This is a genomic window from Streptomyces sp. NPDC001381, from assembly GCF_042895685.1.
GTDB lineage: Bacteria > Actinomycetota > Actinomycetes > Streptomycetales > Streptomycetaceae > Streptomyces.
In genome coordinates, this window is sequence record NZ_JBIAWO010000009.1 from 80094 (window position 1) to 103438 (window position 23345).

23 protein-coding genes and 7 tRNA genes are annotated in these 23345 nt (G+C 72.2%); 20 read left to right on the forward strand and 10 right to left on the reverse strand.

All coding sequences use genetic code 11. The annotated features are described in order from the left end of the window. Window positions 1-50 precede the first annotated feature (50 nt). The 4 genes from ACFY2L_RS31015 (at window position 51) to ACFY2L_RS31030 (ending at window position 2546) form a co-directional block, all read left to right on the forward strand. Window positions 51-326 (forward strand): hypothetical protein, encoded by a 276-nt coding sequence (locus tag ACFY2L_RS31015; protein WP_390660944.1) that lies wholly within the window; start codon window positions 51-53, stop codon window positions 324-326. 197 nt (window positions 327-523) lie between these two features. Then, window positions 524-703 carry a hypothetical protein gene (locus ACFY2L_RS31020; RefSeq protein WP_390660869.1) on the forward strand — a complete coding sequence of 60 codons (180 nt, stop codon included), beginning with the start codon at window positions 524-526 and terminating at the stop codon, window positions 701-703. Window positions 704-1103: 400 nt separating this feature from the next. Next, window positions 1104-2165 (forward strand): phosphotransferase, encoded by a 1062-nt coding sequence (locus ACFY2L_RS31025; protein ID WP_390824033.1) that lies wholly within the window; start codon window positions 1104-1106, stop codon window positions 2163-2165. A gap of 81 nt (window positions 2166-2246) precedes the next feature. Further along, window positions 2247-2546, forward strand: coding sequence for a zf-TFIIB domain-containing protein (locus ACFY2L_RS31030; RefSeq protein ID WP_390660871.1), 300 nt, complete (start codon window positions 2247-2249; stop codon window positions 2544-2546). Between the two features lie 49 nt (window positions 2547-2595). On the opposite strand, the gene ACFY2L_RS31035 is transcribed toward ACFY2L_RS31030, so the two are convergent. The 5 genes from ACFY2L_RS31035 to ACFY2L_RS31055 all read right to left on the reverse strand — a co-directional run bounded on the left by ACFY2L_RS31035 (window position 2596) and on the right by ACFY2L_RS31055 (window position 3067). Beyond that, a tRNA-Val gene (locus ACFY2L_RS31035) sits at window positions 2596-2667 on the reverse strand. Between the two features lie 34 nt (window positions 2668-2701). Continuing rightward, window positions 2702-2773, reverse strand: a tRNA-Val gene (locus ACFY2L_RS31040). 36 nt (window positions 2774-2809) lie between these two features. Then, window positions 2810-2881 (reverse strand) — tRNA-Val (locus ACFY2L_RS31045). A 1-nt stretch (window position 2882) separates the two neighbouring features. Next, window positions 2883-2956: transfer RNA gene (locus tag ACFY2L_RS31050), tRNA-Cys, on the reverse strand. Between the two features lie 38 nt (window positions 2957-2994). Continuing rightward, a tRNA-Gly gene (locus tag ACFY2L_RS31055) sits at window positions 2995-3067 on the reverse strand. A 221-nt stretch (window positions 3068-3288) separates the two neighbouring features. On the opposite strand from ACFY2L_RS31055, the gene ACFY2L_RS31060 reads away from it, so the two are divergent. The 3 genes from ACFY2L_RS31060 to ACFY2L_RS31070 all read left to right on the forward strand — a co-directional run bounded on the left by ACFY2L_RS31060 (window position 3289) and on the right by ACFY2L_RS31070 (window position 6317). Further along, the gene (locus ACFY2L_RS31060; RefSeq protein ID WP_390824034.1) at window positions 3289-4341 is read left to right on the forward strand and encodes a chorismate-binding protein; all 1053 of its coding nucleotides are present in this window, start codon (window positions 3289-3291) and stop codon (window positions 4339-4341) included. Beyond that, complete coding sequence (locus ACFY2L_RS31065; protein ID WP_390824035.1) at window positions 4338-5159, forward strand: aminotransferase class IV; 822 nt, start codon at window positions 4338-4340, stop codon at window positions 5157-5159. The genes ACFY2L_RS31060 and ACFY2L_RS31065 overlap by 4 nt, the downstream gene beginning before the upstream one ends. A gap of 330 nt (window positions 5160-5489) precedes the next feature. After that, window positions 5490-6317 carry a GNAT family N-acetyltransferase gene (locus ACFY2L_RS31070; protein WP_390660945.1) on the forward strand — a complete coding sequence of 276 codons (828 nt, stop codon included), beginning with the start codon at window positions 5490-5492 and terminating at the stop codon, window positions 6315-6317. 10 nt (window positions 6318-6327) lie between these two features. Here ACFY2L_RS31070 and ACFY2L_RS31075 read toward each other — a convergent pair whose 3' ends face one another. Then, entirely contained in the window at window positions 6328-6876 is a 549-nt protein-coding gene (locus tag ACFY2L_RS31075; protein WP_390660874.1) for a DsbA family protein, read from the reverse strand. 310 nt (window positions 6877-7186) lie between these two features. On the opposite strand from ACFY2L_RS31075, the gene ACFY2L_RS31080 reads away from it, so the two are divergent. After that, entirely contained in the window at window positions 7187-7645 is a 459-nt protein-coding gene (locus tag ACFY2L_RS31080) for a hypothetical protein (RefSeq protein ID WP_390660875.1), read from the forward strand. 232 nt (window positions 7646-7877) lie between these two features. After that, a complete protein-coding gene (locus ACFY2L_RS31085; protein ID WP_390660876.1) occupies window positions 7878-8030 on the forward strand; it encodes a hypothetical protein in 153 nt (50 codons plus the stop codon). Between the two features lie 86 nt (window positions 8031-8116). Here the strand turns inward: ACFY2L_RS31085 and ACFY2L_RS31090 are convergent, their stop codons facing one another. Together ACFY2L_RS31090 and ACFY2L_RS31095 are read right to left on the reverse strand one after the other, a co-directional pair. After that, on the reverse strand, window positions 8117-8677 hold the full coding sequence (locus ACFY2L_RS31090; protein WP_390660877.1) for a CGNR zinc finger domain-containing protein: 561 nt from the start codon (window positions 8675-8677) through the stop codon (window positions 8117-8119). A gap of 240 nt (window positions 8678-8917) precedes the next feature. Beyond that, window positions 8918-9331, reverse strand: coding sequence for an SsgA family sporulation/cell division regulator (locus ACFY2L_RS31095; protein ID WP_004002642.1), 414 nt, complete (start codon window positions 9329-9331; stop codon window positions 8918-8920). 191 nt (window positions 9332-9522) lie between these two features. On the opposite strand from ACFY2L_RS31095, the gene ACFY2L_RS31100 reads away from it, so the two are divergent. The 7 genes from ACFY2L_RS31100 to ACFY2L_RS31130 all read left to right on the forward strand — a co-directional run bounded on the left by ACFY2L_RS31100 (window position 9523) and on the right by ACFY2L_RS31130 (window position 17307). Next, window positions 9523-9984, forward strand: coding sequence for a TIGR02611 family protein (locus ACFY2L_RS31100; RefSeq protein WP_390660878.1), 462 nt, complete (start codon window positions 9523-9525; stop codon window positions 9982-9984). Window positions 9985-10084: 100 nt separating this feature from the next. Continuing rightward, a tRNA-Val gene (locus ACFY2L_RS31105) sits at window positions 10085-10156 on the forward strand. Between the two features lie 540 nt (window positions 10157-10696). After that, complete coding sequence (locus tag ACFY2L_RS31110) at window positions 10697-11983, forward strand: ABC transporter substrate-binding protein (protein WP_390824036.1); 1287 nt, start codon at window positions 10697-10699, stop codon at window positions 11981-11983. Window positions 11984-11997: 14 nt separating this feature from the next. Beyond that, window positions 11998-12954 carry a carbohydrate ABC transporter permease gene (locus tag ACFY2L_RS31115; protein WP_390660880.1) on the forward strand — a complete coding sequence of 319 codons (957 nt, stop codon included), beginning with the start codon at window positions 11998-12000 and terminating at the stop codon, window positions 12952-12954. Continuing rightward, complete coding sequence (locus tag ACFY2L_RS31120) at window positions 12951-13826, forward strand: carbohydrate ABC transporter permease (protein ID WP_390660881.1); 876 nt, start codon at window positions 12951-12953, stop codon at window positions 13824-13826. Before ACFY2L_RS31115 ends, ACFY2L_RS31120 begins: the two co-directional genes overlap by 4 nt. 11 nt (window positions 13827-13837) lie before the next feature. Continuing rightward, window positions 13838-14437 carry a hypothetical protein gene (locus tag ACFY2L_RS31125; RefSeq protein WP_390660882.1) on the forward strand — a complete coding sequence of 200 codons (600 nt, stop codon included), beginning with the start codon at window positions 13838-13840 and terminating at the stop codon, window positions 14435-14437. A gap of 131 nt (window positions 14438-14568) precedes the next feature. Continuing rightward, a complete protein-coding gene (locus ACFY2L_RS31130; protein WP_390660883.1) occupies window positions 14569-17307 on the forward strand; it encodes a Tat pathway signal sequence domain protein in 2739 nt (912 codons plus the stop codon). 191 nt (window positions 17308-17498) lie between these two features. Here the strand turns inward: ACFY2L_RS31130 and ACFY2L_RS31135 are convergent, their stop codons facing one another. Continuing rightward, window positions 17499-19829 (reverse strand): SCO7613 C-terminal domain-containing membrane protein, encoded by a 2331-nt coding sequence (locus ACFY2L_RS31135; RefSeq protein ID WP_390824037.1) that lies wholly within the window; start codon window positions 19827-19829, stop codon window positions 17499-17501. Between the two features lie 101 nt (window positions 19830-19930). Between ACFY2L_RS31135 and ACFY2L_RS31140 the strand changes: the two genes are divergently transcribed. Then, entirely contained in the window at window positions 19931-20377 is a 447-nt protein-coding gene (locus ACFY2L_RS31140) for an SRPBCC family protein (RefSeq protein WP_390824038.1), read from the forward strand. A gap of 39 nt (window positions 20378-20416) precedes the next feature. Then, window positions 20417-20488 (forward strand) — tRNA-Val (locus ACFY2L_RS31145). A gap of 58 nt (window positions 20489-20546) precedes the next feature. Here ACFY2L_RS31145 and ACFY2L_RS31150 read toward each other — a convergent pair. Next, window positions 20547-21272 carry an exonuclease domain-containing protein gene (locus tag ACFY2L_RS31150; RefSeq protein WP_390660886.1) on the reverse strand — a complete coding sequence of 242 codons (726 nt, stop codon included), beginning with the start codon at window positions 21270-21272 and terminating at the stop codon, window positions 20547-20549. A gap of 216 nt (window positions 21273-21488) precedes the next feature. Between ACFY2L_RS31150 and ACFY2L_RS31155 the strand changes: the two genes are divergently transcribed. Both ACFY2L_RS31155 and ACFY2L_RS31160 read left to right on the forward strand, forming a co-directional pair. Further along, complete coding sequence (locus tag ACFY2L_RS31155) at window positions 21489-22055, forward strand: DUF4365 domain-containing protein (protein ID WP_390660887.1); 567 nt, start codon at window positions 21489-21491, stop codon at window positions 22053-22055. After that, window positions 22052-23287, forward strand: coding sequence for a hypothetical protein (locus ACFY2L_RS31160; protein ID WP_390824039.1), 1236 nt, complete (start codon window positions 22052-22054; stop codon window positions 23285-23287). Before ACFY2L_RS31155 ends, ACFY2L_RS31160 begins: the two co-directional genes overlap by 4 nt. Window positions 23288-23345 lie beyond the last annotated feature (58 nt).

The window sequence follows — 23345 nt, forward strand, 5'->3', positions numbered from 1 at the left end:
TTGATGAGCTTGTGACCTCAACCACCTCTCGCAGAAGGGGGATTGAATCGGTGAAGGGTGATCGGGTCGAGATAGTCGTGGACGCCGGTGACACGACGCGCACCTATGAGGTGGTCGCCGGCAGAGCGGGCCGCAGGGTGGAGACGGCGGTCCGGCGGGGGGTGGTGGAAGTGAGCGAAGTCACTCGGAACGGTACGGTGGTGCGCACCGCCCGCTTCATGGCGAACAGGGTCCTCGCCCTGGTCGAACAGCCCGTCCCGCGGGAGGACCGGTCGGAAAAAACGACCCGCACCGGACACCCTCTCCGGGAAGACCCTGAGACCTAGGACCCCGTCTCCACCCAGGGGAGTACTCCGCAGGTCATGGCTCATCCTCCGGGAGGCCCGGCAATCGATACGAAGGCATGACGCCCGGCGCCCGCCCCACGCCTAGATTTGAGGTCAAGCGGCGGGTGCAGCACTCGTCCCCCGAGGTCAGGCACCCGCCGCTGCCAACGACAAACGAGACGGTCAGGAGAGGGACCATGGCCCACACGGCACCGCGGACACAGTTCCGCACCCGAAACCGCCGCACGGGCCGCCGCCACCCCCTGGTGGCGACACTCATGGCCCTTCCCCTGGCGGCCCTGCTCCTCCTCGTCTTCGACGGCTGGGAGACAGTGGCCACTCAGGCGTCGTCCGTGGGCGTGATGCTGGGGCGCTGAGCGGCGACCCCAGGCCCGGAAGAGCGGTCCGGGCGGGGACATCCACCCATGAAACCCCGTGGGGACGGGGGTACGGCGGACGGCAAAAATGCCGGCGCAGCTGGGGAGCTGCGCCGGCATTGCCATGTCCCCGGCTCCACCTGACAGGACAGGTCATCTCTTCCAGCCCGTCCGGCGTCCGAGGACGAGGCCCGTCCAGGGCCGAAGCGGGGTCCGGGGTCGAGCCCCGTCGCGGAGCGAGGGCGGAGGGGGGCGGGTGCGGAGCCTCCCGCGGGGCGGGGGCGGAGCCCCGGCCGGGGTCGAAGGGGCGGAGCCCCTGGGGGACGGGAAGGGGAGGGGCGGCGGGGGCGAGACACCTCGTACCCTCACCAGCAGACCCCGCACCGCCCCAGGGAGCCCCGTGACCGCCACCCCCTTGCTCTCCGCCCTCACCGCCCGAGCCAAGGCCAAGGCCCACGCCCACGCGCCCTCCCTCGCCCCCGACACGAACGGCGTCCCCGACACCGACACCGGCGCCGGCGCCGGCGTACGGACTCGTACCCCCACCCCCACCTGCCCCTGCACCACCGGCACCCTCGCCCACCGCCCCGACGCCACCGTCGTACGCCACGCGGACACCGTCGCCAAGGCCCACCCCCCGACCACCACCCCCGCCGACCTCACCCCCCGCCTCGCCGTAGCCACCCGCCACCCGGACGTCCTCCTCCCTCCCCTCACGCCCACCCCCACGGCCCTCCATGGCCGCCTCATCACGTTCTGGCCGTACGGCACCCCCGTGGACCCGGACGACCCGGACGCGGCCCCCTGGGAAGAAGCCGCCACCCTCCTCGCCCACCTCCACCGCATCCCTACCTCCGCCTCCGCCCCCGACCCGACCCGCACCTGCGAGCCGCCCCCCACCCCCGTCCTCCCCCCGATGAGAGGCCCCGCCAAGGCCGCCCAGGCCGTCGCCCGCCTCCAGGCCGCCCGCCCGCACCCCGCCACCGCCCCCCTCCTCCGCGCCTGGACCACCCTCCCCGCCTGGGCCCGCGCCGAAGCCCCCATGCCCGACACCACCACCCTCTGCCACGGCGACCTGCACCTCGGCCAACTCGTCCGCCACCCCGCCCCCGACGGCGCCTGGCGCCTGATCGACGTGGACGATCTCGGCGTCGGCGTCCCCGCCTGGGACCTCGCCCGCCCGGCCGCCTGGTACGCCTGCGGCCTGCTCCCGCCGGACGAGTGGACCCGCTTCCTGACCGCCTACCGCGCCGCCGGCGGCCCGGCCGTCCCCGCGGACGGCGACCCCTGGCCCGCCCTCGACGTCCCGGCCCGCGCCCTCACCGTCCAGACGGCCGCCCGGGCGGTGACCAAGGCGATCGCACAGCACCGCCCGCTCGACGAGGTCGAACAGTTGCTGGTCGACGCCTGCGCCCGGATGAGTTCCGTCCCTCCGCAGTTGGCGTCAAGTTCGGCGAAGTAGGGTGCAACCGACCGCAGCCGGACAGAGTCTGTCCTGGCGGTACGCGAAACAGGACCGACCGGCGAGGAGTTGAGCCGAATCATGCAGTGCCCGAAGTGTCACGGCCAGATGCACACATACAACCGCAATGGTGTCCAGATCGAGCAGTGCAACAACTGCAGGGGGATCTTCCTGGACTACGGCGAGCTGGAGGCGCTGACCCGCCTGGAGTCCCAGTGGTCCCAGCCGGCGCCCCCGCCGCCCGCCCCGCAGGCGTACCCGGCCGCTCCCGCCGCCCCGGCCTGGGGCGCCCCGCACGGTGGCCACGGCAGCCACCAGGGCGGGCACTACGGCGGTCACCACCGCCACAAGAGCTTCGGCCACATGCTGTTCTCCAGCTGACCCGAGCGAAAACCCCCGGCCGTACGAGACGGCCGGGGGTTTCGGTGGGTGGACGATACTGGGATTGAACCAGTGACCTCTTCCGTGTCAGGGAAGCGCTCTCCCGCTGAGCTAATCGTCCTCGGGACCGTGATCCTGAGACCACGAACACTGCGTGCGCGATACTGGGATTGAACCAGTGACCTCTTCCGTGTCAGGGAAGCGCTCTCCCGCTGAGCTAATCGCGCGGGTGCGGATCTTGCCGTACGTGCTGGAAGATCCAGTGGACGATACTGGGATTGAACCAGTGACCTCTTCCGTGTCAGGGAAGCGCTCTCCCGCTGAGCTAATCGTCCTTGGAGGTGGAGACGGGATTTGAACCCGTGTAGACGGCTTTGCAGGCCGTTGCCTCGCCTCTCGGCCACTCCACCAGGAGTGTAGGGGATCGGGACGACCCCTTCTTCCTTCGAGCGGACGACGAGGCTCGAACTCGCGACCTCAACCTTGGCAAGGTTGCGCTCTACCAACTGAGCTACGTCCGCTTGTCGTTTCGGTCGGCTCTCGCGTCCCGGCGACGAGTTGAACTCTAGCGGATTCCTGGGCCAGTACAAAAACGCGTTTGTGCAGCGTGCGCCCCTGCCGCCCCGCCCGGACCTGCGGCGGACCTGCGGCGGTCGGCCCGGCGCCGTGCAGCGGACCTGCTCAGGGCCCCGCCGGGGACGTCCCCGGACCGCCCCCTGACACCCGCCCTAGACTCGACACCGTGCTCGACCTCGCTCCTCTCGCCCGCTTCGGCGGCCGTGTCGCCACCGGTCTCCTCGACGTCACCAGCGACCCCGCCGCCCTCGACTCCGCCGGTTTCTGGGCCGTCTGCGCCGACTTCGAAGGCGGTCTGGTCTGCGCCCGCTTCGCCGACGTACGGGACGAACCGGTGCCCGCGCCCGTGCCGGGGGAGTGGCGGGGACCCGCGGCCGGTGACTGGACGTCCTCGCTCGACCGCGCCGCGTACACCGGCGGCGTGCGCCGGATCCGGGAGCACATCGCGGCCGGCGAGGTCTACCAGGCGAACCTCTGCCGTGTCCTGACCGCGCCGGTCGGGCCCGGCGCCGACGTGGACGCCCTTACCGCCCTGCTGGCCCGCGGCAACCCGGCACCGTATGCAGGAACGATCCGCCTGCCCGCGCACGGCGTCGAGATCGCCACGGCGTCCCCGGAGCTCTTCCTCCGCCGCGACGGACGGATGATCGAGTCCGGCCCGATCAAGGGCACCGGCCGCACCGAGGCGGACCTCCTCGACAAGGACTACGCCGAGAACGTGATGATCGTGGACCTGGTCCGCAACGACATCGGCCGGGTCTGCGCCACCGGCAGCGTGACCGTGCCCGACCTGTGCGCGGTCGAGAAGCACCCGGGGCTGGTCCATCTCGTGTCCACGGTCCGCGGCGAGCTGCGCCAGGACGCCGGCTGGCCCGAACTGTTCGACGCCGCCTTCCCGCCCGGCTCCGTCACCGGCGCCCCCAAGTCCAGCGCCCTGCGCATCATCGACGCGCTGGAGACGGCACCCCGCGGCCCGTACTGCGGAGGCATCGGCTGGGTGGACGCCGACCGGGGCACGGCCGAGCTGGCCGTCGGCATCCGCACCTTCTGGATCGACCGGAGCCCCGACGGCACGGCCGTGCTGTGCTTCGGCACCGGCGCCGGCATCACCTGGGGCTCCGACCCCGAGGCGGAATGGCGGGAGACCGAGCTGAAGGCCGCGCGACTGCTCGCGGTAGCGTCGGGAACGTACGAGGTGAGTGAAGGGACCCTGACGTGAAGATCTGGCTCGACGGCGGGCTTCAGGACATCGATTCCGCCCGTGTCTCCGTCTTCGACCACGGCCTGACCGTGGGCGACGGCATCTTCGAGACGGTGAAGGCGACGGAGGGGAGGACGTTCGCGCTCACCCGTCACCTCGACCGGCTGACCCGTTCCGCGCGCGGCCTCGGCCTGCCGGACCCCGACCACGACGAGGTCCGCCGCGCCTGCGCCGCCGTCCTCGAGGCCAACCCCATGCCGCTCGGCCGGCTGCGCATCACCTACACCGGCGGTCACGGCCCGCTCGGCTCCGACCGCGGCGACCGCGGCCCCACCCTCGTCGTCGCGCTCGGGGAGACCACCCGCCGCCCCGACTCCACCGCCGTGATCACGGTCCCGTGGACCCGCAACGAGCGCGGCGCGCTGACCGGCCTCAAGACGACCTCGTACGCCGAGAACGTCGTCGCGCTGGCCCGCGCCCACGAGCACGGCGCCTCGGAGGCCCTGTTCGCGAACACCGTCGGACAGCTCTGCGAGGGCACCGGGTCGAACGTCTTCGTCGTCCTGGACGGCGAGATCCACACCCCGCCGCTCGCCTCCGGCTGCCTCGCGGGCATCACCCGCCGACTCACCGTCGAGTGGACCGGCGCCAAGGAGACCGACCTCCCGCTCGACGTGCTGGAGCGCGCCGACGAGGTCTTCCTCACCTCCACCCTGCGCGACGTCCAGGCCGTCCACCGCGTCGACACCCGCGAACTGCCCGGAGCGCCGGGCCCGGTGACCGCCAAGGCGATGCGGATCTTCGACGAGCGCGCGGGGGACGACCTCGACCCCTAGGCCGTGTCCGCAAAGTCCCGCCTGCCTCGCGACGCCCGGCACGTGCTCTCGCCGCACCGGGCGAAAGCCCGAGTACACCCAGTACGAGGCCGTCCGCCCGGCACGCCGGGAGCACGCTCCCCCACGCTCGGCTTCGCTCGCGCGGGAGGGGCCCCACGACGCCGCGAGGCCCGCCCTGCGGGCGAACGGCGGGACTTCGCGGACACGACCCAGGGCGTGCCGGCGTCGCGAGGCTGGCGGGACGTCGCGGACACGGCCAGGCCGGAGCGGGGACGCGGAAGCAGCGGAAAAACGAGCTGACTGCGGGGCGTACGACGGGTAGAAACCCCCCTGATGACCACCACACTGCGGCCGACCGAGCCGCTACAGCGCGCCGCCGACGGGTCCCTGTCCCGCCACTACCAGGTGTGCGTGAACAGCCGCCCCGTCGGAGCCGTCAGCCTCTCGACCGATCCGCGCTTCGGGCCCGCCGTCGCCCGGATCGACGACCTGCACATCGAGGAGCCGGACCGGGGCCGGGGCCGCGGCGCCGTGGCCGCGCTCGCCGCCGAGGAGGTGGCGCGCGGCTGGGGCTGCCGGCAGATCGAGATCAGGGTGCCGGGCGACGCCGCGGCCGCGCTGCGCCTCGCCACGGCGCTCGGCTACGTCCACCGCAACCGCGGCATGGAGAAGCAGCTCGGCGCCGCCGCGCCCGCCCTGCCCGAGGGCAGCCGGAGCCGGCCCATGACCGAGGCCGAGTACGGCCCGTGGCACGAGCGCGGCATCGCGGAGTACGCGCAGGACTGGATCGACCGCGACGTGCCCGAGGCCCTCGCGCGGACGAAGGCACTGCAGGACTACGCGCGGTCGCTGCCCCGGGGCCTGGCCTCGGAGAACACACTGATCTGCGTCCTGGAGCACGAGGGCACCCCGGTCGGCGACCTGTGGCTGGCCTTCGCCGACGACAAGGCGTTCGTCTTCAACGTCGAGACCTACGAGGAGCATCGCGGCCGGGGGCACGGCCGCTCCCTGATGCTGCTGGCCGAGGACCGGACGGTGGCCGCCGGCAGGCGGGTGCTCGGCCTCAACGTCTTCGCGGGCAACACACCTGCCGAGCGGCTGTACGCGTCGCTCGGGTACGTGACCGTGGGCTACTCGATGTACAAGAACCTGCTCTGAGGCTCCCGGTTCACCCCGCCCCGGCCAGCAGCCGGTCCGCGATCTCCTCGACGCGCTCGCGCAGGCCCTCCTGGCTCTTGCCGCCGTCGAGGCGCTCGCCGCCGATGACGTACGTCGGGGTGCCGGTGACGCCGATCGCCTTGCCCTCGGCCTGGTCGGCGTCGACGATCAGGATGTGCCGTCCGTCGATCAGCGCGGTGTCGAACTCCTCGGCGTCCAGACCGAGTTCACGGGCGACCTCGACCAGGAAGGACTCTCCCGCACGGTCCAGCTCCTCGACCCGGGCCAGCACGGCCTCGACGTACGGCCAGCCCTTGCCCTGCTCCAGGGCCTCCTCGGCGGCCTGCGCGGCGGCGAAGGCGTGCTTGTGCTTCTCCAGCGGGAAGTGCCGCAGCCGCAGCTCCAGGCGGTCGCCGTAGCGCTCGCGCAGGGCACGCAGGTCGTCGAGGGCGCCGCGGCAGTCGGGGCACTGCAGCTCGCACCAGACGTCCAGGACGACGGCGGGAGGGGCGGATGCCGGGGCGGACGCGGAGGCGGAGGCCGAGGAGGAGTCACTCATGCCACCAGTCTCCCAGCCCGCCCCCACCCACCCCAATCCGGACCACTGTCGTGGCCGGCTCCCGCACCCGTGCCGGCAGCCCCCCTTCCGTGCGGGCTGTCCCTCGCCCGGCCCGCCTGCGCCTCCCGCAGGACGGCGCGGGGGCCCCGACCGGGACCTGCGGAGGAGCCGACCCGGAGATGTCCCTGATGTCCGGTCGGAACATGGCCCGGGAGCGGTCCAAAGGTGCAGGATGGAAGGGACGAAGCGCCCGTCCGTCGAGGCGCCCAGTCGCCGTCCCTGCCCGAGAGCGCCTCGCCTGGAGGACCGCATGATCGCCGAGACCGTCTGTTCCGCCGTCGCCGCGGCCGGCCTGGGCATCGCGGCGGTCACGGCCTACCGCAAGCGCTTCCTGTCCGCCGCCCGCATCGCCGCCTACGCGCTCGTCCCCCTCGGGCTCGTGATGACCGGCGTCGTCGAGTGGCTGGCCGACACCGCCTTCAGTCCCACCGCCTGGGCCGGCTTCGCCGTGCTCGGCGTCGCCTGGGCCCTCTTCGCGACCACCCGCGCCGTGGAGCGCCGCCGGGGCGGCACTCGCGGCACTCGCAAGGAGCGCAGGGCGGCAGCCCGCTCCGCCCGGACGGACGCCGTGACCCCGGCCGCCCCGGCGCCCTCCCTGGGCCCGGCAGCGCCCCGCCCGGCGTCCCGCCCCGCATCCACCCCGCGCGCGAAGGGCGACGCGGACGACTTCAGCGACATCGAGGCGATCCTGAAGAAGCACGGGATATGAAGCCGGGGAACGCCTGAGCCACGCCGCGCCCCTGCCAGGGGCACGGCCCGCGGCTGCCGCGCCCCCGGCACCTCCACGACGGTGGCCCGACGGTTGAAACGACACAGTCGGCCCGTCGGCGCGCGGAAACGATCACGGCTTGAAAGCGACGTTGCGGAATACGGCGAACACCCGCTCATTCCGGGCGCGTTGATCGCGCCGGACGCCTGGCCTGCGTCATCATCGCCCCGAGATGCTGGACATGAAACAAGGCGACACCGCGCCGCCTCAGGAAGAGCCGCGCGGCTGCCTCTTCGCCCTTTCCCAGCCACCGCTGATGATCTTCCTTGCGGTGATCGGGTGTCTGCTGCTCATTGCTTCGCTGCATGATCTGCTGCTGCTCTGAGCCGTACCCGCGGTCCCCGGCGCCACCCGCCGGGGCCGCGTCGGCATCGAGGAACCACCCCTCGGTACGCACCCCGGCCGGGCCCGTCAGCCCGTCGCTTCCTTGCGCCGTGCCCGGTAGGCGGCCACATGGAGACGGTTGCCGCAGGTGCGGCTGTCGCAGTAGCGGCGGGAGCGGTTGCGGGAGAGGTCGACGAAGGCGCGCCGGCAGTCGGGGGCCTCGCAGCGCCGCAGCCGCTCCTGCTCCCCGGCCACCACGAAGAAGGCCAGCGCCATGCCGCAGTCGGCCGCCAGATGGTCCGCGACCGAGGCGCCGGGCGCGAAGTAGTGCACATGCCAGTCGTAACCGTCGTGGTCCGTGAGCCGGGGCGTGGTGCCGGCGGCGGCGACCAGCTCGTTGATCAGACCGGCGGCGGTCCGGGCGTCCCGGGCCGCGAAGATCCCGGCGAACCGCCCGCGGATCTTGCGTACGGCGGAGAGGTCGAACTCGGAGAGCACGCCGACGTCACTCATGTCGTGCCGTCGTACGAACTCCGCGAGAGCGTCGACGTCCGCCAGCGCGTCCGGGGAGGTCTCGTCCTCCGGCGCGGTGTTCACCAGATCCACCACGGCATCGAGCGCACACCGGGTGTCGTGGGTGATCAGCACGTTTCGCTCCCTGGCCTGAGGGTCGGGCGGACGCCCGCCGATGCTGGCCGATGGTAGCCGCCCCACGCGCGGAAGCCACGGGGCTCCCGGCCCCGGCTTCCCGTGACGCGGTCGCGTGCGCGCGCCGACGCCGCACCACGGCAGGCCGTGGTGCGGCGTCGGCGCGTTCCCTCTGCGTTGGTCGTGGCCCGAGCCGTCTCCCCGAGTGGACGGCGCCGGGCGGCTCGGTGTGAGCCTCGCCTAGCTTTCCGCCAGGATGTGCGAGAGCTCTTGGTCGAGGTCGAAGTGGCGGTGTTCCGTGCCGGGAGGCACGGCCGCGTCCGTCCGCTTCAGGAAGGACTCCAGGGCCCGCGCCGGGGCCTCGAGCAGGGCCTCGCCCTCAGGGGAGCTCAGGGCGATGCAGACGACGCCCTGACCGTGGCTGCGCGACGGCCAGACGCGGACGTCGCCGGTTCCCGTGGGTCGGTGCAGGCCTTCGGCGAGGAGGTCGCGGGCGAACACCCACTCGACGGTCTCCTCGGCTCCGGTGTGGAAGGTGGCGTGCACGGCGTAGGGGTCGGCCGTGTCGTACCGCAGGCCTGCGGGGACAGGCAGGGAGGACTCGCTCGACACAACGAGGCGCAGGTGCAGCTCGCAGCTGACCGTGGTGTTCATAAGCGCCAGGGCCTTTCGCTCAGTGTGCGCTCGGGGATTCGCACGTCGGCGAAATCGACATGCCACCTACGGTGCCGTTGTAAACCCCTCTGAGTGTTTTGCGTGCCTTTACGTAACTCTTCCGGCCGAGAGCCCGTTCGCGTAGTACCACCATTCCGGTGACTGGAATCTCTCAGGTAGGGTCTGGGTGTATGAATACGGGGAGTAACGAGCCTGGCGAGGTGGCCATGGCGGCGGACGGGACGAAGGCGGGGGGAGCGGCGGAGGAGCCGCAGGACCAAGGGCTCGGCTCCAGGGCCCCCGAGTTCGTCAAGGCGCGCCGAGCGCTGCACCTGAGCTGGCAGGTCGGCGTCTTCGTCATCGGCCTGGCCGTGGTGGGCGCCGGCATCATCATGCTGCCGCTGCCGGGACCCGGCTGGGTGGTGATCTTCGGCGGCATGGCGATCTGGGCGACCGAGTTCGTCTGGGCCCAGCTGGTGCTGCGCTGGACCAAACGCAAGGTCACCGAGGCCGCCGCGCGCGCCCTCGATCCCAAGGTGCGCCGCCGCAACATCATCCTGACCTCGATCGGCCTGGTGATCATCGGCGTTCTGCTGGGCGTCTACGTGTGGAAGTTCGGCTTCGAGATGCCCTGGAACATCAAGGACCAGTGATCTCCGGTGGATCTCCCGTCGATCTTCGACGGAGGCGCGGGGTCCGGGCGGACCTGGTCACAGGCACCCCCTGACATGGGGTAATGTTCTTCCTGCGCCCGGGCGATTAGCTCAGTGGGAGAGCGCTTCGTTCACACCGAAGAGGTCACTGGTTCGAACCCAGTATCGCCCACCCCGGAACGGTGGCCCGTCCGCGATATCGCGGACGGGCCACCGTCATCTGTGCATGATCACGGCGACCGGCGGCGCCTCCGCCGTGCTCATCCGGCCGTCGACGAAGCGTGACGGTACGCAGTCGCCGTACCGTCGCGTCCCGGCCTCTCACCGCGCGGCTCGGCCACCTCGACCCGCCGCCGGTCCGTCGCCACCCCCGCCGTGCCGGCGGGCCGCATCCCTCCCTCCTCCCTGCCCACATCGGGTCCGTCCGCCCGTCTCCCGTCCCCGCCCCACCGGCGGATTTCCGTCGCTCCGTCCCGCCGTCCCCGCGCCACCCACCGGTTCGACGGGGCGAACGCACGCCTCTCACCTGGGGCTTGGCCGCCCGCGTCACCCCAGGCCGCCGCCGTGTGCTGGCTGCGCCCCCGAGTCGCCGCGCAAGAAATTCCTGTCCGAATCATTGACGCTCCCTCAGCCCCCTCGTACCTTGTGCCAGCAAGCGCTTTCTTGAAACGATTCATGCAAGCGGCAATGACGCTGCGGGGAGGGCCCGACTGTGGGAACCAGCAGGAATGTTGAGAGGCGAACGATCCTGAAGGCGGCCGGAGCGACGGCGGCCACGCTCGGGCTGGCCGCGACCACGGGGTGCGGGGGTGGGAGCGGTTCCGGAGACGGGACGGTGACGCTCCGTTACGCTTGGTGGGGTGGTGAGCCGCGCACCATCGCCATCAAGAAGACGATCGCACTCTTCGAGAAGAAGTACCCGAAGATCAAGATCAAGCCCGAATTCACCGACTACGAGGCGTTCTGGGAGAAGTTCCAGACCCAGGCCTCCGGCGGAAATCCGCCGGACGTTTTCCAGAATGCGGTCGGTTTCCTGCGCAAGTACGACAAGCGCGGTGTTCTGATGGATCTCAAGTCCCAGGCGGACGCGGGGAATCTGAGCCTGGAGAACTTCCGCAACGGCGTTCTGGCGAACGGTCAGGTCGACGGCAAGCAGATCGGCATACCCGTCGGCGCCAACACCATGGCCCTCGTCATCGACCTCAAGGCCTTCGAGAAGGCCGGCGTGGAGGCGAAGTTCGGCTGGACCTGGGACGAGTACTTCGACGCGCTGCAGACGATCCAGGACAAGCTGAAGATCGCCGGTGACACCGGCTACTTCAGCATCATGTACCTCTACGACCTGTATCTGCGGCAGAACGGCAAGGCCTTCTTCACCGACTCCGCTCTCGGCTTCACCGAGGACGATCTGACGCAGTGGTGGGAGGACGGCTACAAGCGCGTGAAGTCCGGGCTCGTCGCCGACCCGAAGAAGATCGAGCAGGTCAAGCCCAAGTCGGGTCTGTCGGCCGGGCTCGCCGCGTCCGAGTTCACCTGGGACAACTTCTCCATCCGCTACGAGGGCGAGGGCGAGTCGGACTACGGGCTCGCGCCGATCCCCACCACGGACGGCAAGGACACCGGCCAGTACCTCGGTTCGCTGATGCTCAGCGCCTTCTCCGGGACCAAGCACCCCAAGGAGGCCGCCCAGTTCATCGACTTCATGGTCCACGACCCCGAGGTCGGCAAGATCATGGGCTACGACCGCGGCCTCCTCGCCACCACCGAGCAGTACGAGGCCTTCACGCCGACCGACCCCAACAACAAGGGCGTCGCCGCCTACGAGGACGAGGTCGCCAAGGCCGGTGTCCTCGGGAAGATCACCCCGCACCCGTCCGGCGCCGACGTCATCGAGGCGGCGTTCCTGCGCATCGGCGGTGAGGTCGCCCAGGGCAAGAGCAAGCCGGCCGACGCCGCCAAGGCGCTGTTCAGCGAGGCCAAGGCCGCGTTCGCGGGCTGAGGGGACGTACCACCATGACGCTCGTCAAGGAAGCGCCCGCGCGCCCGGCCGGGAAGCGGTCCTCCGCTCCCGCCGCCGGGCGGCGCGGGCGGCGCCGCGAGAATCTCGCCGGCTACCTCTTCATGTCGCCGTGGATCGCGGGGTTCCTGCTGCTCACGGCGGGGCCGATGATCGCGTCGCTGTACTACGCGTTCACCAGCTACAACCTGTTCACGCCGCCCCAGTGGGTGGGGCTCGACAACTTCACCACGATGTTCCAGGACCCGCGCTGGCAGAAGTCGGTCGAGGTCACGCTGAAGTACGTCGTCGTGGCCACACCGCTGAAGCTGCTGCTCGCCCTCGGCGTCGCCCTGCTGCTCGCGCAGAAGCGGCGGGGACAGGGTCTGTACCGGGCCGCGTTCTACATGCCCTCGCTCATCGGCGCCAGCGTCTCCGTGGGCTTCGTGTGGCGGGCGCTGTTCTCCGACGACGCCGTCGTGGACCGCACGCAGAAGATCTTCGGCCTCGACGTGGGCGGCTGGATCGGCAACCCGGACTACGTCCTCTACGCCCTGGTGGCGCTGAGCATCTGGCAGTTCGGCGCTCCGATGGTCATCTTCCTGGCCGGCCTCAAGCAGGTTCCGCGGGAGCTGTACGAGGCGGCCGAGGTCGACGGGGCCGGCCCCTTCCGCCGGTTCTGGAACATCACGCTGCCGATGATCTCCCCGGTGCTGTTCTTCAACGTCCTGCTGGAGTCCATCCACGCGTTCCAGGTGTTCGGCTCCGCCTACGTGGTCTCCGACACCCGGTGCGGGCCGGCCGACGCCACGCTCGTCTACACCTGCTACCTGTACCAGAAGGGCTTCAAGGAGGCCCAGATGGGCTTCGCCTCCGCGATGGCCTGGACGCTGGTGGTCGCGGTGGCGCTCGTGACGGCGGTCCTGTTCTGGTCGCAGAAGAAGTGGGTGCACTACGAGGAGGCCGCCAAGTGACCAGTGCCACCACCCCTGTCGTGCGCGCCCCGCACGAGCGGCGGCGCGCCGGATCGATCGCCTGGCACGCGGGCGCCCTCGTCGTCCTCGCGGTCGTGCTGTACCCGGTGATCTGGGTCGTCGGTGCCGCGTTCAAGCCGAGCAAGGACATCATCGCCAGCCTCGACCTGCTGCCCGCCAAGCCGGTCTGGGCGAACTTCTCCGGGCTCGCGGACGGCATCTCCGGCATCTCCATCAGCAGCTTCTTCGTGAACTCGCTGATGTACGCGGTGCTCGCCGTGGCCGGTGTCGTGCTGTCCAGCTCGCTGACCGCGTACGCCTTCGCCAAGATCGGGTTCGCCGGACGGAACCTGCTGTTCACGCTGATGATCGGCACACTGCTGCTGCCGTACCACGTCCTGCTCATCCCGCAGTACGTGATGTTCCGCAAGCTCGAACTCGTCGACACGCTGGTGCCGCTGGTCGCGGGCAAGTTCCTGGCCACGGAGGCGTTCTTCGTCTTCCTGATGGTGCAGTTCATGCGCGGGCTGCCGCGCGAGCTGGACGAGGCCGCGAAGCTCGACGGCTGCGGACACCTGCGGACCTACTGGTCCATCGTGCTGCCGCTGAGCCGTCCCGCCCTGATCACCAGCGCCATCTTCACCTTCATCAACGCGTGGAACGACTTCATGGGGCCGTTGATCTACCTCAACACCCCCGACAAGTACACCGTCTCGCTCGGCCTGATGATGTTCCGCGACCAGGAGGGCATCTCCAACTACGGCAGCATGATCGCGATGTCGCTGGTGGCGCTGGTGCCGGTGATCGCCTTCTTCATGGCCTTCCAGCGCTACCTCATCGACGGTATGGCGACGTCCGGACTGAAGGGCTGAGGCGGTCACCCATGGCGCAGGCACACGGGAAGGCGCGCTCCGCGCGCAAGGAGTCCGTGTTCGGCGAGCGGTTCGCCGTGTTCGCCGAATGTCTCCTCACCGGCGTGTGGATCGCCGTGGCCTGTCTCGGGGTCGTCACCTACCCCGCCGCGTTCGCCGCCGGCGCCCGCCATCTGCGCCGGCGTACGTCCCATGAGAGCGGTGGGTGGCGGGAGTTCGTCGCGGACTTCCGTGCGGCCCTGCGCGGCGGGTGGGCGGTGGGGCTCGCCGGGTGGGCGGCGGCCGGCGCGGTCCGGGTGGACGTGCTGGCCGCGCGGGCCGGGATTCCCGGGGGTCCGTTCGCCGGGGCCGTCGGCCTCTTCGCGCTGATCGGACTCGTCGTGACCCTGCTGCGGGCGGCCGCCGTGTGGACCCCGGGTGACGCCTGGCGGGGGCTGCTGGCGGACTCCGCGCGGCGGACCGTGCGCGATCCCGCCGGGTCCTTCCTGGTCGTCTGCGGGCCGGCGGTCGTGGCCCTGTCCGCCTGGTTCGTCCCGCCGCTGGCGGTCCCCGTGCTGGGGGCCGTCGCGGCGGCGGCGGTGGCCGTCGAGGAGCGGTACCGCAACCGCTGAGCCTGCCCGCCCCGCCCCGCCCCGCCCCGAGGCCGGCGCCACGGGCGCCGCACTCTCTCTGTCATGCCCCTGACCAGTCAGTTGTGTGTACGGAACACGCATCCCGCACGGACAAGGAAAGGCTGCATCTCATGTCTCCCATCCCCCGCAGGTCCCTCCTCAAGGCGGCGGCAGTCGCCGGAGCCGCGGCCCAGTTCTCCTGGGCCCTGGGAGCGCAGGACGCCGGGGCCGCGCCCGCAGCCCAGGCGGCGGACGCGGATCCGGTGACCCTGGACTGGCTGGAGGACGGCGGTCTCGGCGCCGCCCCCGGCTCCACGCTCGGTGTGCCCTGGCCGATGGGCGTCCACCAGGAGGACCAGACCTTCGCGCTGACGGACGCCGACGGCAAGGCCGTGCCCGTGCAGTCCTGGCCGATCGCGTACTGGCCGGACGGATCCCTCAAGTGGACCGCCCACGCGGTCAGTTCGGGCACCGGCAAGCTCACCCTCACGGCCGGCGACCCGGCCGCCCCCGACAAGAAGGTCACCGTCGACAAGAGCGGCGGCACCATCGACGTCTCCACCGGTGTCATCACCGTCAGGATCGGCAAGGACGGCACCACGCTCATCAAGTCCGTCCGGCGCGGCTCCACCGAGATCGCCAGGAACGGCCGCCTCGTCCTGATCCGCCAGCCCGAGATCGAGGACGAGGACCAGGGCACGGTCCGGACCGAGCGCTTCGAGGGCGCGGTCGGCGAGGTCACCGTCGAGCAGGAGGGCCCGGTCCGGGCGGTCGTCCGCGTCGACGGCAAGCACCGCAAGGGCAGTCGCAGCTGGATGCCGTTCTCGATCCGCCTCTACTTCTACGCGGGCGCCGACTCCTTCCGCATGGTCCACACGATCACGTACGACGGGACCCAGGAGCCGGGCAAGGCCAGTGGTGACTTCATCCGCGGCCTCGGCGTGCGCTTCACGGTCCCGATGCGCGACGCGGCGTACGACCGGCACATCCGCATCGGCGGCGAGGGCACCGGTCTGCTGCGCGAGGCCGTCAAGGGCATCACCGGACTGCGCCGGGACCCGGGAGCGGCGGTCCAGGCCGCCCAGTACGCGGGCGAGAGGCTGCCCGACCCGTCCACCTGGGACCAGCGGGTCACCACCCGCCTCCAGTACATCCCCGAATGGGGCGACTACACCCTCTCCCAGCTCTCCGCCGACGGCTTCACGCTCCGCAAGCGCACCAAGAAGGGCTACGGCTGGATCGCCGCCGGCGGCGGCAAGCGGGCCTCGGGTTTCGGCTACGTCGGCGGCGTCAGCGGCGGATTCTCCTTCGGCCTCAGGGACTTCTGGGAGAAGCACCCCGCCCAGCTCGACATCCGCGACGCCCACACCGACGAGGCCGAGGTCACCCTCTGGCTCTGGTCGCCCGAGGCGCAGCCCATGGACCTGCGGTTCTACCACGACGGCATGGGCCAGGACACCTACCCCGAGCAGCTCGAAGGCCTCAACATCACCTACGAGGACCACGAGCCCGGCTTCGGCACCCCCTACGGGATCGCCCGTACCTCCGAACTCCTCTTCTGGGCCAACGAATCGACCCCCGCCCCCGCGAAGCTCGCCGAACAGGTCGAGGCCGTACGGGTGCTGCCCCAGCTCGCCGCCCCGCCCAAGCAGCTCATCAGGGCGAAGGTCTTCGGCCCGGGCCTGTACTCCGAGCCGGACCGCTCCACCCCCGCCAAGGCGAAGATCGAGGACCACCTCGACTTCCTCTTCACCTACTACAAGGACCAGGTGGAGCAGCGCCGCTGGTACGGCTTCTGGGACTACGGCGACATCATGCACACCTACGACACCGTCCGGCACCAGTGGCGGTACGACATCGGCGGCTACGCCTGGGACAACTCCGAGCTGTCGCCGGACCTCTGGCTCTGGTTCGCCTATCTGCGCAGCGGCCGCGCGGACATCTTCCGCTTCGCCGAGGCGATGACCCGGCACACCGGCGAGGTCGACGTCTACCACCTCGGCCAGTGGGCGGGCCTCGGCACCCGGCACGGCGTCCAGCACTACGCCGACAGCGCCAAGCAGCAGCGCATCGCCAACACGACCTACCGCCGCTACTACTACTTCCTCACGGCGGACGAACGCGTCGGCGACCTGATGCACGCCAACGTCGACTCGGACGAGACGTTCCTCGCCCTGGACCCCCTGCGCAAGATCCGCACCGAGCCCTACACGCCCGACCGGCACGCCCTGTCGATCGGCTTCGGCACCGACTGGAGCGGTCTGGTGTCGGCCTGGCTCACCGAGTGGGAGCGCAAGGGCCCCAAGTGGGAGAAGGCCAAGGCGCGGGTCCTGTCGACGATGGAGACCATCGCCGCCCAGCCCAACGGCTTCGTGCAGGGCAGCGGCCTGTACGACCTCGACACCGGCAGGTTCGCCGTCGCCACGACCCCGGTCGTCGGCGTCTCCCACCTGTCGGCCGTCTTCGGCCTCAACGAGCTGTGCGCCGAGCTCATCCACCTCGTCGACATGCCGGCCTTCAACGAGGCGTACTACGACTACTGCCGCTACTTCAACGCCACCAAGGCCGAACAGGCGGCCCGCTACGGCTCCAACTTCGGCACCCTGCTGCTCTTCCAGGGCCACTCCCGCCTCGACGCCTACGCCGCCGTACAGACCGGCGACGCGGCGCTCGCCAAGCGGGCGTGGACGAAGTTCTACAGCTCCGACGGGTACACCGAGTCCTCGCCGTGGAAGACGGAGCCGCTGAGCGGCCCCGCCACCCTCGTCGCGGGCAGCGAGGCCGCCTGGGTGTCCACCAACGACACGGCCCTGTACGGCCTCGCCGCCATCGAGAACCTGGCGCTGCTCGGGGACAAAATGCCGTCGTGACCGAAGGGACCGGGGCCCGTCCGGCGTGATCCGCCGGACGGGCCCCGGGGCCTGTCGTCCGGCCGCGTCGTCGTCGGGTGCCGACACTCCGCGTCGACGCCTCCTCCGCCTTGCAGCCGCACGCACCGGGCCCCGCTCGGGCCGGCCGGACGGCAGGTCGCTCTCCCGCGGCCCGATCCGGACGACGGGCCCTAACCCATCCGCCCCAGGACCTCCCGTACCTTCCGCACGTCCCGCAGCCGCTGCTCGTACGTCGCCCCGAGTGCGAGCAGCAGCAGGCCGGCGAGGGCCGGAGGCAGCCAGCGCGGGAGCACGTCGGCCACCTGGACGAGATACGGGGCGAGTTCGTGCAGCGCGTCCAGGACGAGCACCGAGCCGCCCAGCACCAGGGGCGCCTGCAGACGGTGCCGGGCACCCAGCAGGGTGAGCACCAGGGCGGCCGCGCCCAGCAGCAGGGGACGGGTCCACTCCGGGTCGCCCCAGGCCGCGGCCAGGCTCGGCAGCAGCGTGGCGGCGAGCCCGGGCCCGTACGCCGTCCAGGACGAGGCCCGCGGGTCGCGGCGCCGGCGCAGGACGCCGACGAGCAGCGCGGGGACCGTGACCGGCAGGGTGTACGCCTCCGGGACGGTGACCTCCCAGCCGGCCAGCCGCACCCAGGAGGCCAGGACGAAGAGCGCGGCGGCGGCGTAGCCGACAGGGCGCCGCTCGGGGCGCAGGGCCGTTCCCGCGGCGATCACCCCGCACAGGGACAGCACCAGGGCGAGCAGCGGCAGGTCGAGGACCGCCAGCCCGACGGCGAGGAGACCCGCCGCGGCGCCGGCCGCCTCCACCGCGAGCGTGGTGGCGGGGTCGGTGACGCGGGGTGCGGCCAGGGCGGCGGCGGCCGGGACCACCAGCACCAGAAGCGCGATGTGCTCCGGCCGCCAGCCGGCGGAGGCGCCCACGGCGCACGCCAGGGCCGTGGCGTACCCCACGGAGGCGGCCGCGCACACCGGGGCGGGCCGCCCGCGCCGGGCGGCCACCGCGAACACGGCGGTCAGCGCCGGGAGGACGACGAGGGTGGCCGGCTCGGCGGCCAGGGACAGGAACGCGAGACTGACCGAGGTCGCCAGGGCGAGCGCCGTGGCCGTCCGGGGGAGCGCCGTGGCCGTCCGGGCGGTGAACCCCAGCAGCGCCGGCACCGCGAGTCCGTGCACCAGCAGGCCGGCGGTGTACGGCAGTTCCAGCGCGGCGGGCAGGACGAGCACCGCCGCCCACGCCAGGGGCAGCGCGTGCGGGCGCCACTCGCCGAAGCGGACCGCGAGGACGGCGGCCACCGTGGCCAGGACCAGGGGCGCGGTGACCGCGTGCGGCGGCCAGAACGCGTCGAGCGTCGCCGCCGTACGGGCATCGGCGGGCACCCCCGACCAGGGGCGGCCCGCCCACACGGCCGGCCCCAGCAGCGTGACGCCCACGGCGGGCACCGTCCACAGCACCGCGCCCGCCTGCACCGCGCCCGAGGCCGAGACGAGCCCCCGGCGGACCGGCTCCGGGCCGCGCGCGGCGGCCAGCAGGGCGATCCCGCAGGCCAGAAAGGCCGGGACGGTCCAGTCGGCGGGCAGTGACACCCGCAGCACGCCGCCCGCACCGGCGACCAGGCACAGGCCGCCCGCCACCGCCGTGCCCGTCGCGAGACCGGGCCGCGGAGCGAACCGGGCGGCACCCAGAGCCACGGCCGCCGCGAGGGAGAACAGCGCGGCCGCACGCAGCGCGGCGCCCGGACCCGCCGCGTCCAGGGAGAGCAGGCCGGCCGCCAGGGCGCCCAAGCCACCCGTGGCGAACGCGCAGACCACGGCGACGAGCCGGACGGACCGCACGGACACCCGCAGCGCGGCCACCGTGTCCAGGGCCGCCGTCAGCAGCACGGCGGTCGTGACCGCGTACGGGCCGCCGTCCGCCGCGATCACCCCGAGGGGGAGCGGGAGCTGGGCGGCCAGCAGGGCGGCGGGGCGGGGGAGCCGCAGGGCCGTGAGCGCGGTGCCGTACGCGGCCCAGAGCGCCGCGAGCCCCGTCGACGCCACCGCCGTGTACGTCACGCCGTCCGCCGCCGGGAACGCGGTCTCGTGCAGCGCGTACGCGTCCAGCAGGGTCAGTGCCAGGCCCAGCCCCGCGACCGTCTCCGCGGTCGAGCGCAGTCCGCGCCGCAGCAGCGCCACCGGGGCGCCGAGCACGGCCAGGGTGACCGCGCCCAGCACCAGGGAACGGCCGGTGATACCGAGGTGCCCCCAGCTGACCAGGGTGAACACCATGGCCGCCACGGTCAGCAGGATGCCGCCGAGCAGGAGCAGAACGTTCTGCACGCTCGGGGCGGTGGTCTCCGGCCGGGGCGCCGTGGGCGGGGCCGGGGGCAGGGGGCGCACCGGCTGGAGCGTGCTGACCAGCCAGGCGCGGCGCGCCAGCAACTGGGCCCTGCGGGCGTCCAGTTGGCGCAGCTCGGCGTCGAGGAGCCGCAACTCCTCGGCCGGGGGCGGAAAGTGCGTCATGCCTGGAGTGTGGTCGGCGTCACGCCGGATGCCATGAGTGCGCGTACTCAGTACGTACTCAAATGCCGTTCGCCGGACCCCGGCCCGGGCACACTCTGCCCATGGACTGGACCCACTACCGCTTCCTCAGCCTCTGGGCCCTGCCCGCGCCGCCCGCCGCCGTGTACGCCGTCCTGGAGCGGCCCGAGGACTATCCGCGCTGGTGGCGCGAGGTCCGCGAGGTGACCCGCCGCGACGACACCAGCGGGGTGGTCCGTATCCGCTCGCTCCTGCCGTACGACATGACGTTCTCCGTGCGCGAGGTGCGGCGAGATCGGGCGGCCGGGGTCCTGGAGATCGCGCTGTCCGGTGACATCGAGGGCGGGGCGCGCTGGACGCTCACCGCCGGCGGCCCCGGCACCCTCGCCCGTTACGAGCAGGAGGTCGACGTGAACAAGCTGCTGCTCAGGCGCTTCGCCGTACCCGGGCGCCCGCTGTTCCGCGCCAACCACCGGCTGATGATGCGGTCCGGCCGGCGCGGCCTGGCCGCGTACCTGCAAGCGGTTTGAAGGAAGCGTGCGGGGCCCTGTATTGTTCAGTGCGTTCCCGGGCGATTAGCTCAGTGGGAGAGCGCTTCGTTCACACCGAAGAGGTCACTGGTTCGAACCCAGTATCGCCCACCGGGAAGGAGCCGGTCCGCGTCACGCGGGCCGGCTCTTTTTGCGTGCGGCCGTCTCTCTAGGCCGCCGCCGGCAGCTCCGGGCGCACCGGCCACGACGTGTCCACCGTCTCCGGGGAACCGCTGCGGGCGAACCACGCCTGGAGGCCGCGTGCCTGTGCCGCGTGCCACGCCGTCTGGAGGGCGTGCAGTTCGGCGGGGGTCAGGCGTTCCAGCCGGGCCGCGAAGCGGCGGCCCACCGCGCGGACGACCTCCAGCGCCGCCAGCGCGTCCGCCGCCGCGTCGTGCGCGTCGGACAGCGTCACGCCGTAGTGCGCGCACAGGTCGGTGAGCGTGCGCCGGCCCTTGCGGTAGCGGTCCAGGTGCTTGTCCAGGACCCGGGGGTCCAGCACCCGCAGCGGCGCGGGCTCCAGCCAGTGCCCCAGTGTCGAGGCCCGGTGCCGGCGCAGCTCGCGGTCCAGCAGCGTCAGGTCGAACGGCGCGTTCATCACCACCAACGGCCGCCCGGCCGCGGCCTGTTCGGCCAGCAGCTCGGCTATCTCGAACATCACCGGCGCCGGCCAGCGGCCGTTGCGCTGCAGGTGCTCCTCCGTCAGCCCGTGCACCGCCGTCGCCTCGGCGGGCACCGGCACCCCCGGATTCACCAGCCAGCGGCTCACCCGCGGCCGTGCCCCCGGAGCGTCCTGGACGACGAGGGCGGCCGACACTATCCGGTCGGCCTCCACGTCGACGCCCGTCGTCTCCGTGTCGAAAGCGGCCAGCGGGCCCTCGTACCAGTTGGTCATATCTGCACAACCCCTCGTTCACCCACGGCAGCTGACGCACCGTCTTCTGCCTGTTTGGTGATACCCGGGCTGTTTGCGCCGTACGCCGGAAGGACACAACAGGAGTACGGGTCTTTGCAGTTCAGCGGCCCGAGGCGGGATCTCACCCGGCGTTCCACTCGGTTGTCCACCCGGCCCGGTCTCGGGCATCCCACGCGGCTTGGAAGGCTGTTGGTCATGGCGATAGCGCAGCCCGAGCGGGGCGGGCTGCTGCCCGAACACACGGGCCCCCATCGCGGCACGCTCGCCACCACCGCCTGCATGGAGACCTTGCAGGTGGGCTACCTGCACGCGGTCGCGGCGGCCGCCGGCTGCTCGTTGTCCCAGCCTTTCCCGGACAACGGCATCGACTGGCACGTCAGCCACAGCGCACCCGGGCACACGGTGGACGACGAGGTCACCATCAAGGTGCAGCTCAAGGCGACTTACCAGATCCCGCCCGGCCCACCGGGCCGGTCCTTCTCCTTCACGCTCGACAACGACCATCTGCGCAAGCTCGCCCGCACCCCGGTGTCGGTGCACAAGATCCTGGTCGTGATGATCGTCCCCCGGTCCCAGGACCACTGGCTGCGCGCCGGCCACGACCGCCTCGACCTGCGGCACTGCTGCTACTGGGTCAATCTCGCCGGCCACCCGATCACCGGGCGGACCCGGACCACCGTACGGATACCGACCTCACGCATCTTCGACGACCGGGCGCTGTGCGAGATCATGACGCGGGTCGGGACGGGAGGCAGACCATGACCCACCGCCCCCACGACGAGCCCCTGAGGGCGGTCCGCCCGCACCCCGAGCCCGGCTGGGACCGGGCCCCCGAGCCCGGCGAGGTCGATCCGGCCGTCCTCGCCGCCCTGCTGCGCCGGCACGGCTGGCAGCGGCGCGGCGGCGCCGCCGGACGCTACGGCCGCTGGACCCCGCCCGGGCCCGGAGGCAGCGGCACGAGCCTGCTCGTGCCGGAGAGCCGGGCCTTCCCCGACAGCGACGACCTGCTCGGCGAGGCGCTGCAGGCCCTGACCCGCAGCGGCACGCCCTCCGCGCGCGAGGTGCTGGTCGGGCTCGCCGTGCCGAGCGACGAGATCCGCTGGTGGCGCGACACCCCCGAGGGCGCTGCCGGGCCCGCCGGGGCCACGCCCTGGACGGTCGAGGAACAGCTGCGCGGCGCCGCCCGCCAGATGCTCCTCGCCGGCGCGCTCGCCACCCGCGCGCGTGCGGGCTACTACGGCGCCCGGCACCGCCGTGCCGCCGCCGCGCTCCTCGATCAGGTCCTGGTCGGTTCCGGGGCCGGCGGCCGCCGGCTGACCGCCTTCGTGCCGGCCCGCCCGGCCCGCCCCCTCGCCGTACGCCTCCACCAGGCCCTGTACGCGGTCCGTGAGGCGATCGACTACCAGCGGGCCACCGGCGGCATGGACGCCTTCGACGGTGCCGTGGAGGCCGGTGCCAGCCGGGAACTCACCGACGCCCTGATCGCCCTGGTCCGCGGCACCGAGGGCGCCCGGGTCGCGGTGGAGTGGGCGCCCGCCGCCGGGGTGCCCGAGGGCTGCGCCGCCGGTGCCGAGCCCGTCGAGTTCTCCCCCGGCGACCTGCCCGTGCTGCGCGAGGCCGGCGCCCGCTATCTGCGCGAGGAGCCCGCCGTGGCCGTGCGGATCACCGGGACCGTGGTCCGGCTGCGCCGGTCGGGGCCGCGCGGCGAGGGCAGCGTACGGCTGCGGGTGCTCGCCGGCGCCGAGGTCCCGAACGTCCGGCTCACCCTCGACGAGGAGGACTACCGCATCGCCGGGCAGGCCCACCTGGTCGGGCTGCCGGTGCGAGTGCAGGGGCGGCTGGAGAGCAGGGGCGGCTTCCGCAGGCTCACCGGCGCCTGCGGGGTCGTACCGGTGCAGGTCGACGACGCGGAGCGGGACCGGTTGATGAAGTCGCTGCAGGAACATCTCGACTTCTTCGAGGAGGCCTGCGGAGGGGAGTACGGCGGGGACTGATTTCGCGGTCGGCGGGTCCGGGTCGGTACGATTCCCAATTGCGCGCGCTCCCGGTATG

What these genes read in the sequence shown, in the direction of transcription:
- ACFY2L_RS31080 (WP_390660875.1), top strand. Translation starts at nt 7,187, where the DNA reads ATGATCGCCGAGACCGTCTGTTCCGCCGTCGCCGCGGCCGGCCTGGGC.
- ACFY2L_RS31030 (WP_390660871.1), top strand. Translation starts at nt 2,247, where the DNA reads ATGCAGTGCCCGAAGTGTCACGGCCAGATGCACACATACAACCGCAAT.
- ACFY2L_RS31075 (WP_390660874.1), bottom strand. Translation starts at nt 6,876, where the DNA reads ATGAGTGACTCCTCCTCGGCCTCCGCCTCCGCGTCCGCCCCGGCATCC.
- ACFY2L_RS31115 (WP_390660880.1), top strand. Translation starts at nt 11,998, where the DNA reads ATGACGCTCGTCAAGGAAGCGCCCGCGCGCCCGGCCGGGAAGCGGTCC.
- ACFY2L_RS31155 (WP_390660887.1), top strand. Translation starts at nt 21,489, where the DNA reads ATGGCGATAGCGCAGCCCGAGCGGGGCGGGCTGCTGCCCGAACACACG.
- ACFY2L_RS31125 (WP_390660882.1), top strand. Translation starts at nt 13,838, where the DNA reads ATGGCGCAGGCACACGGGAAGGCGCGCTCCGCGCGCAAGGAGTCCGTG.
- ACFY2L_RS31160 (WP_390824039.1), top strand. Translation starts at nt 22,052, where the DNA reads ATGACCCACCGCCCCCACGACGAGCCCCTGAGGGCGGTCCGCCCGCAC.
- ACFY2L_RS31135 (WP_390824037.1), bottom strand. Translation starts at nt 19,829, where the DNA reads ATGACGCACTTTCCGCCCCCGGCCGAGGAGTTGCGGCTCCTCGACGCC.
- ACFY2L_RS31085 (WP_390660876.1), top strand. Translation starts at nt 7,878, where the DNA reads ATGCTGGACATGAAACAAGGCGACACCGCGCCGCCTCAGGAAGAGCCG.
- ACFY2L_RS31130 (WP_390660883.1), top strand. Translation starts at nt 14,569, where the DNA reads ATGTCTCCCATCCCCCGCAGGTCCCTCCTCAAGGCGGCGGCAGTCGCC.
- ACFY2L_RS31140 (WP_390824038.1), top strand. Translation starts at nt 19,931, where the DNA reads ATGGACTGGACCCACTACCGCTTCCTCAGCCTCTGGGCCCTGCCCGCG.
- ACFY2L_RS31095 (WP_004002642.1), bottom strand. Translation starts at nt 9,331, where the DNA reads ATGAACACCACGGTCAGCTGCGAGCTGCACCTGCGCCTCGTTGTGTCG.
- ACFY2L_RS31150 (WP_390660886.1), bottom strand. Translation starts at nt 21,272, where the DNA reads ATGACCAACTGGTACGAGGGCCCGCTGGCCGCTTTCGACACGGAGACG.
- ACFY2L_RS31020 (WP_390660869.1), top strand. Translation starts at nt 524, where the DNA reads ATGGCCCACACGGCACCGCGGACACAGTTCCGCACCCGAAACCGCCGC.
- ACFY2L_RS31100 (WP_390660878.1), top strand. Translation starts at nt 9,523, where the DNA reads ATGAATACGGGGAGTAACGAGCCTGGCGAGGTGGCCATGGCGGCGGAC.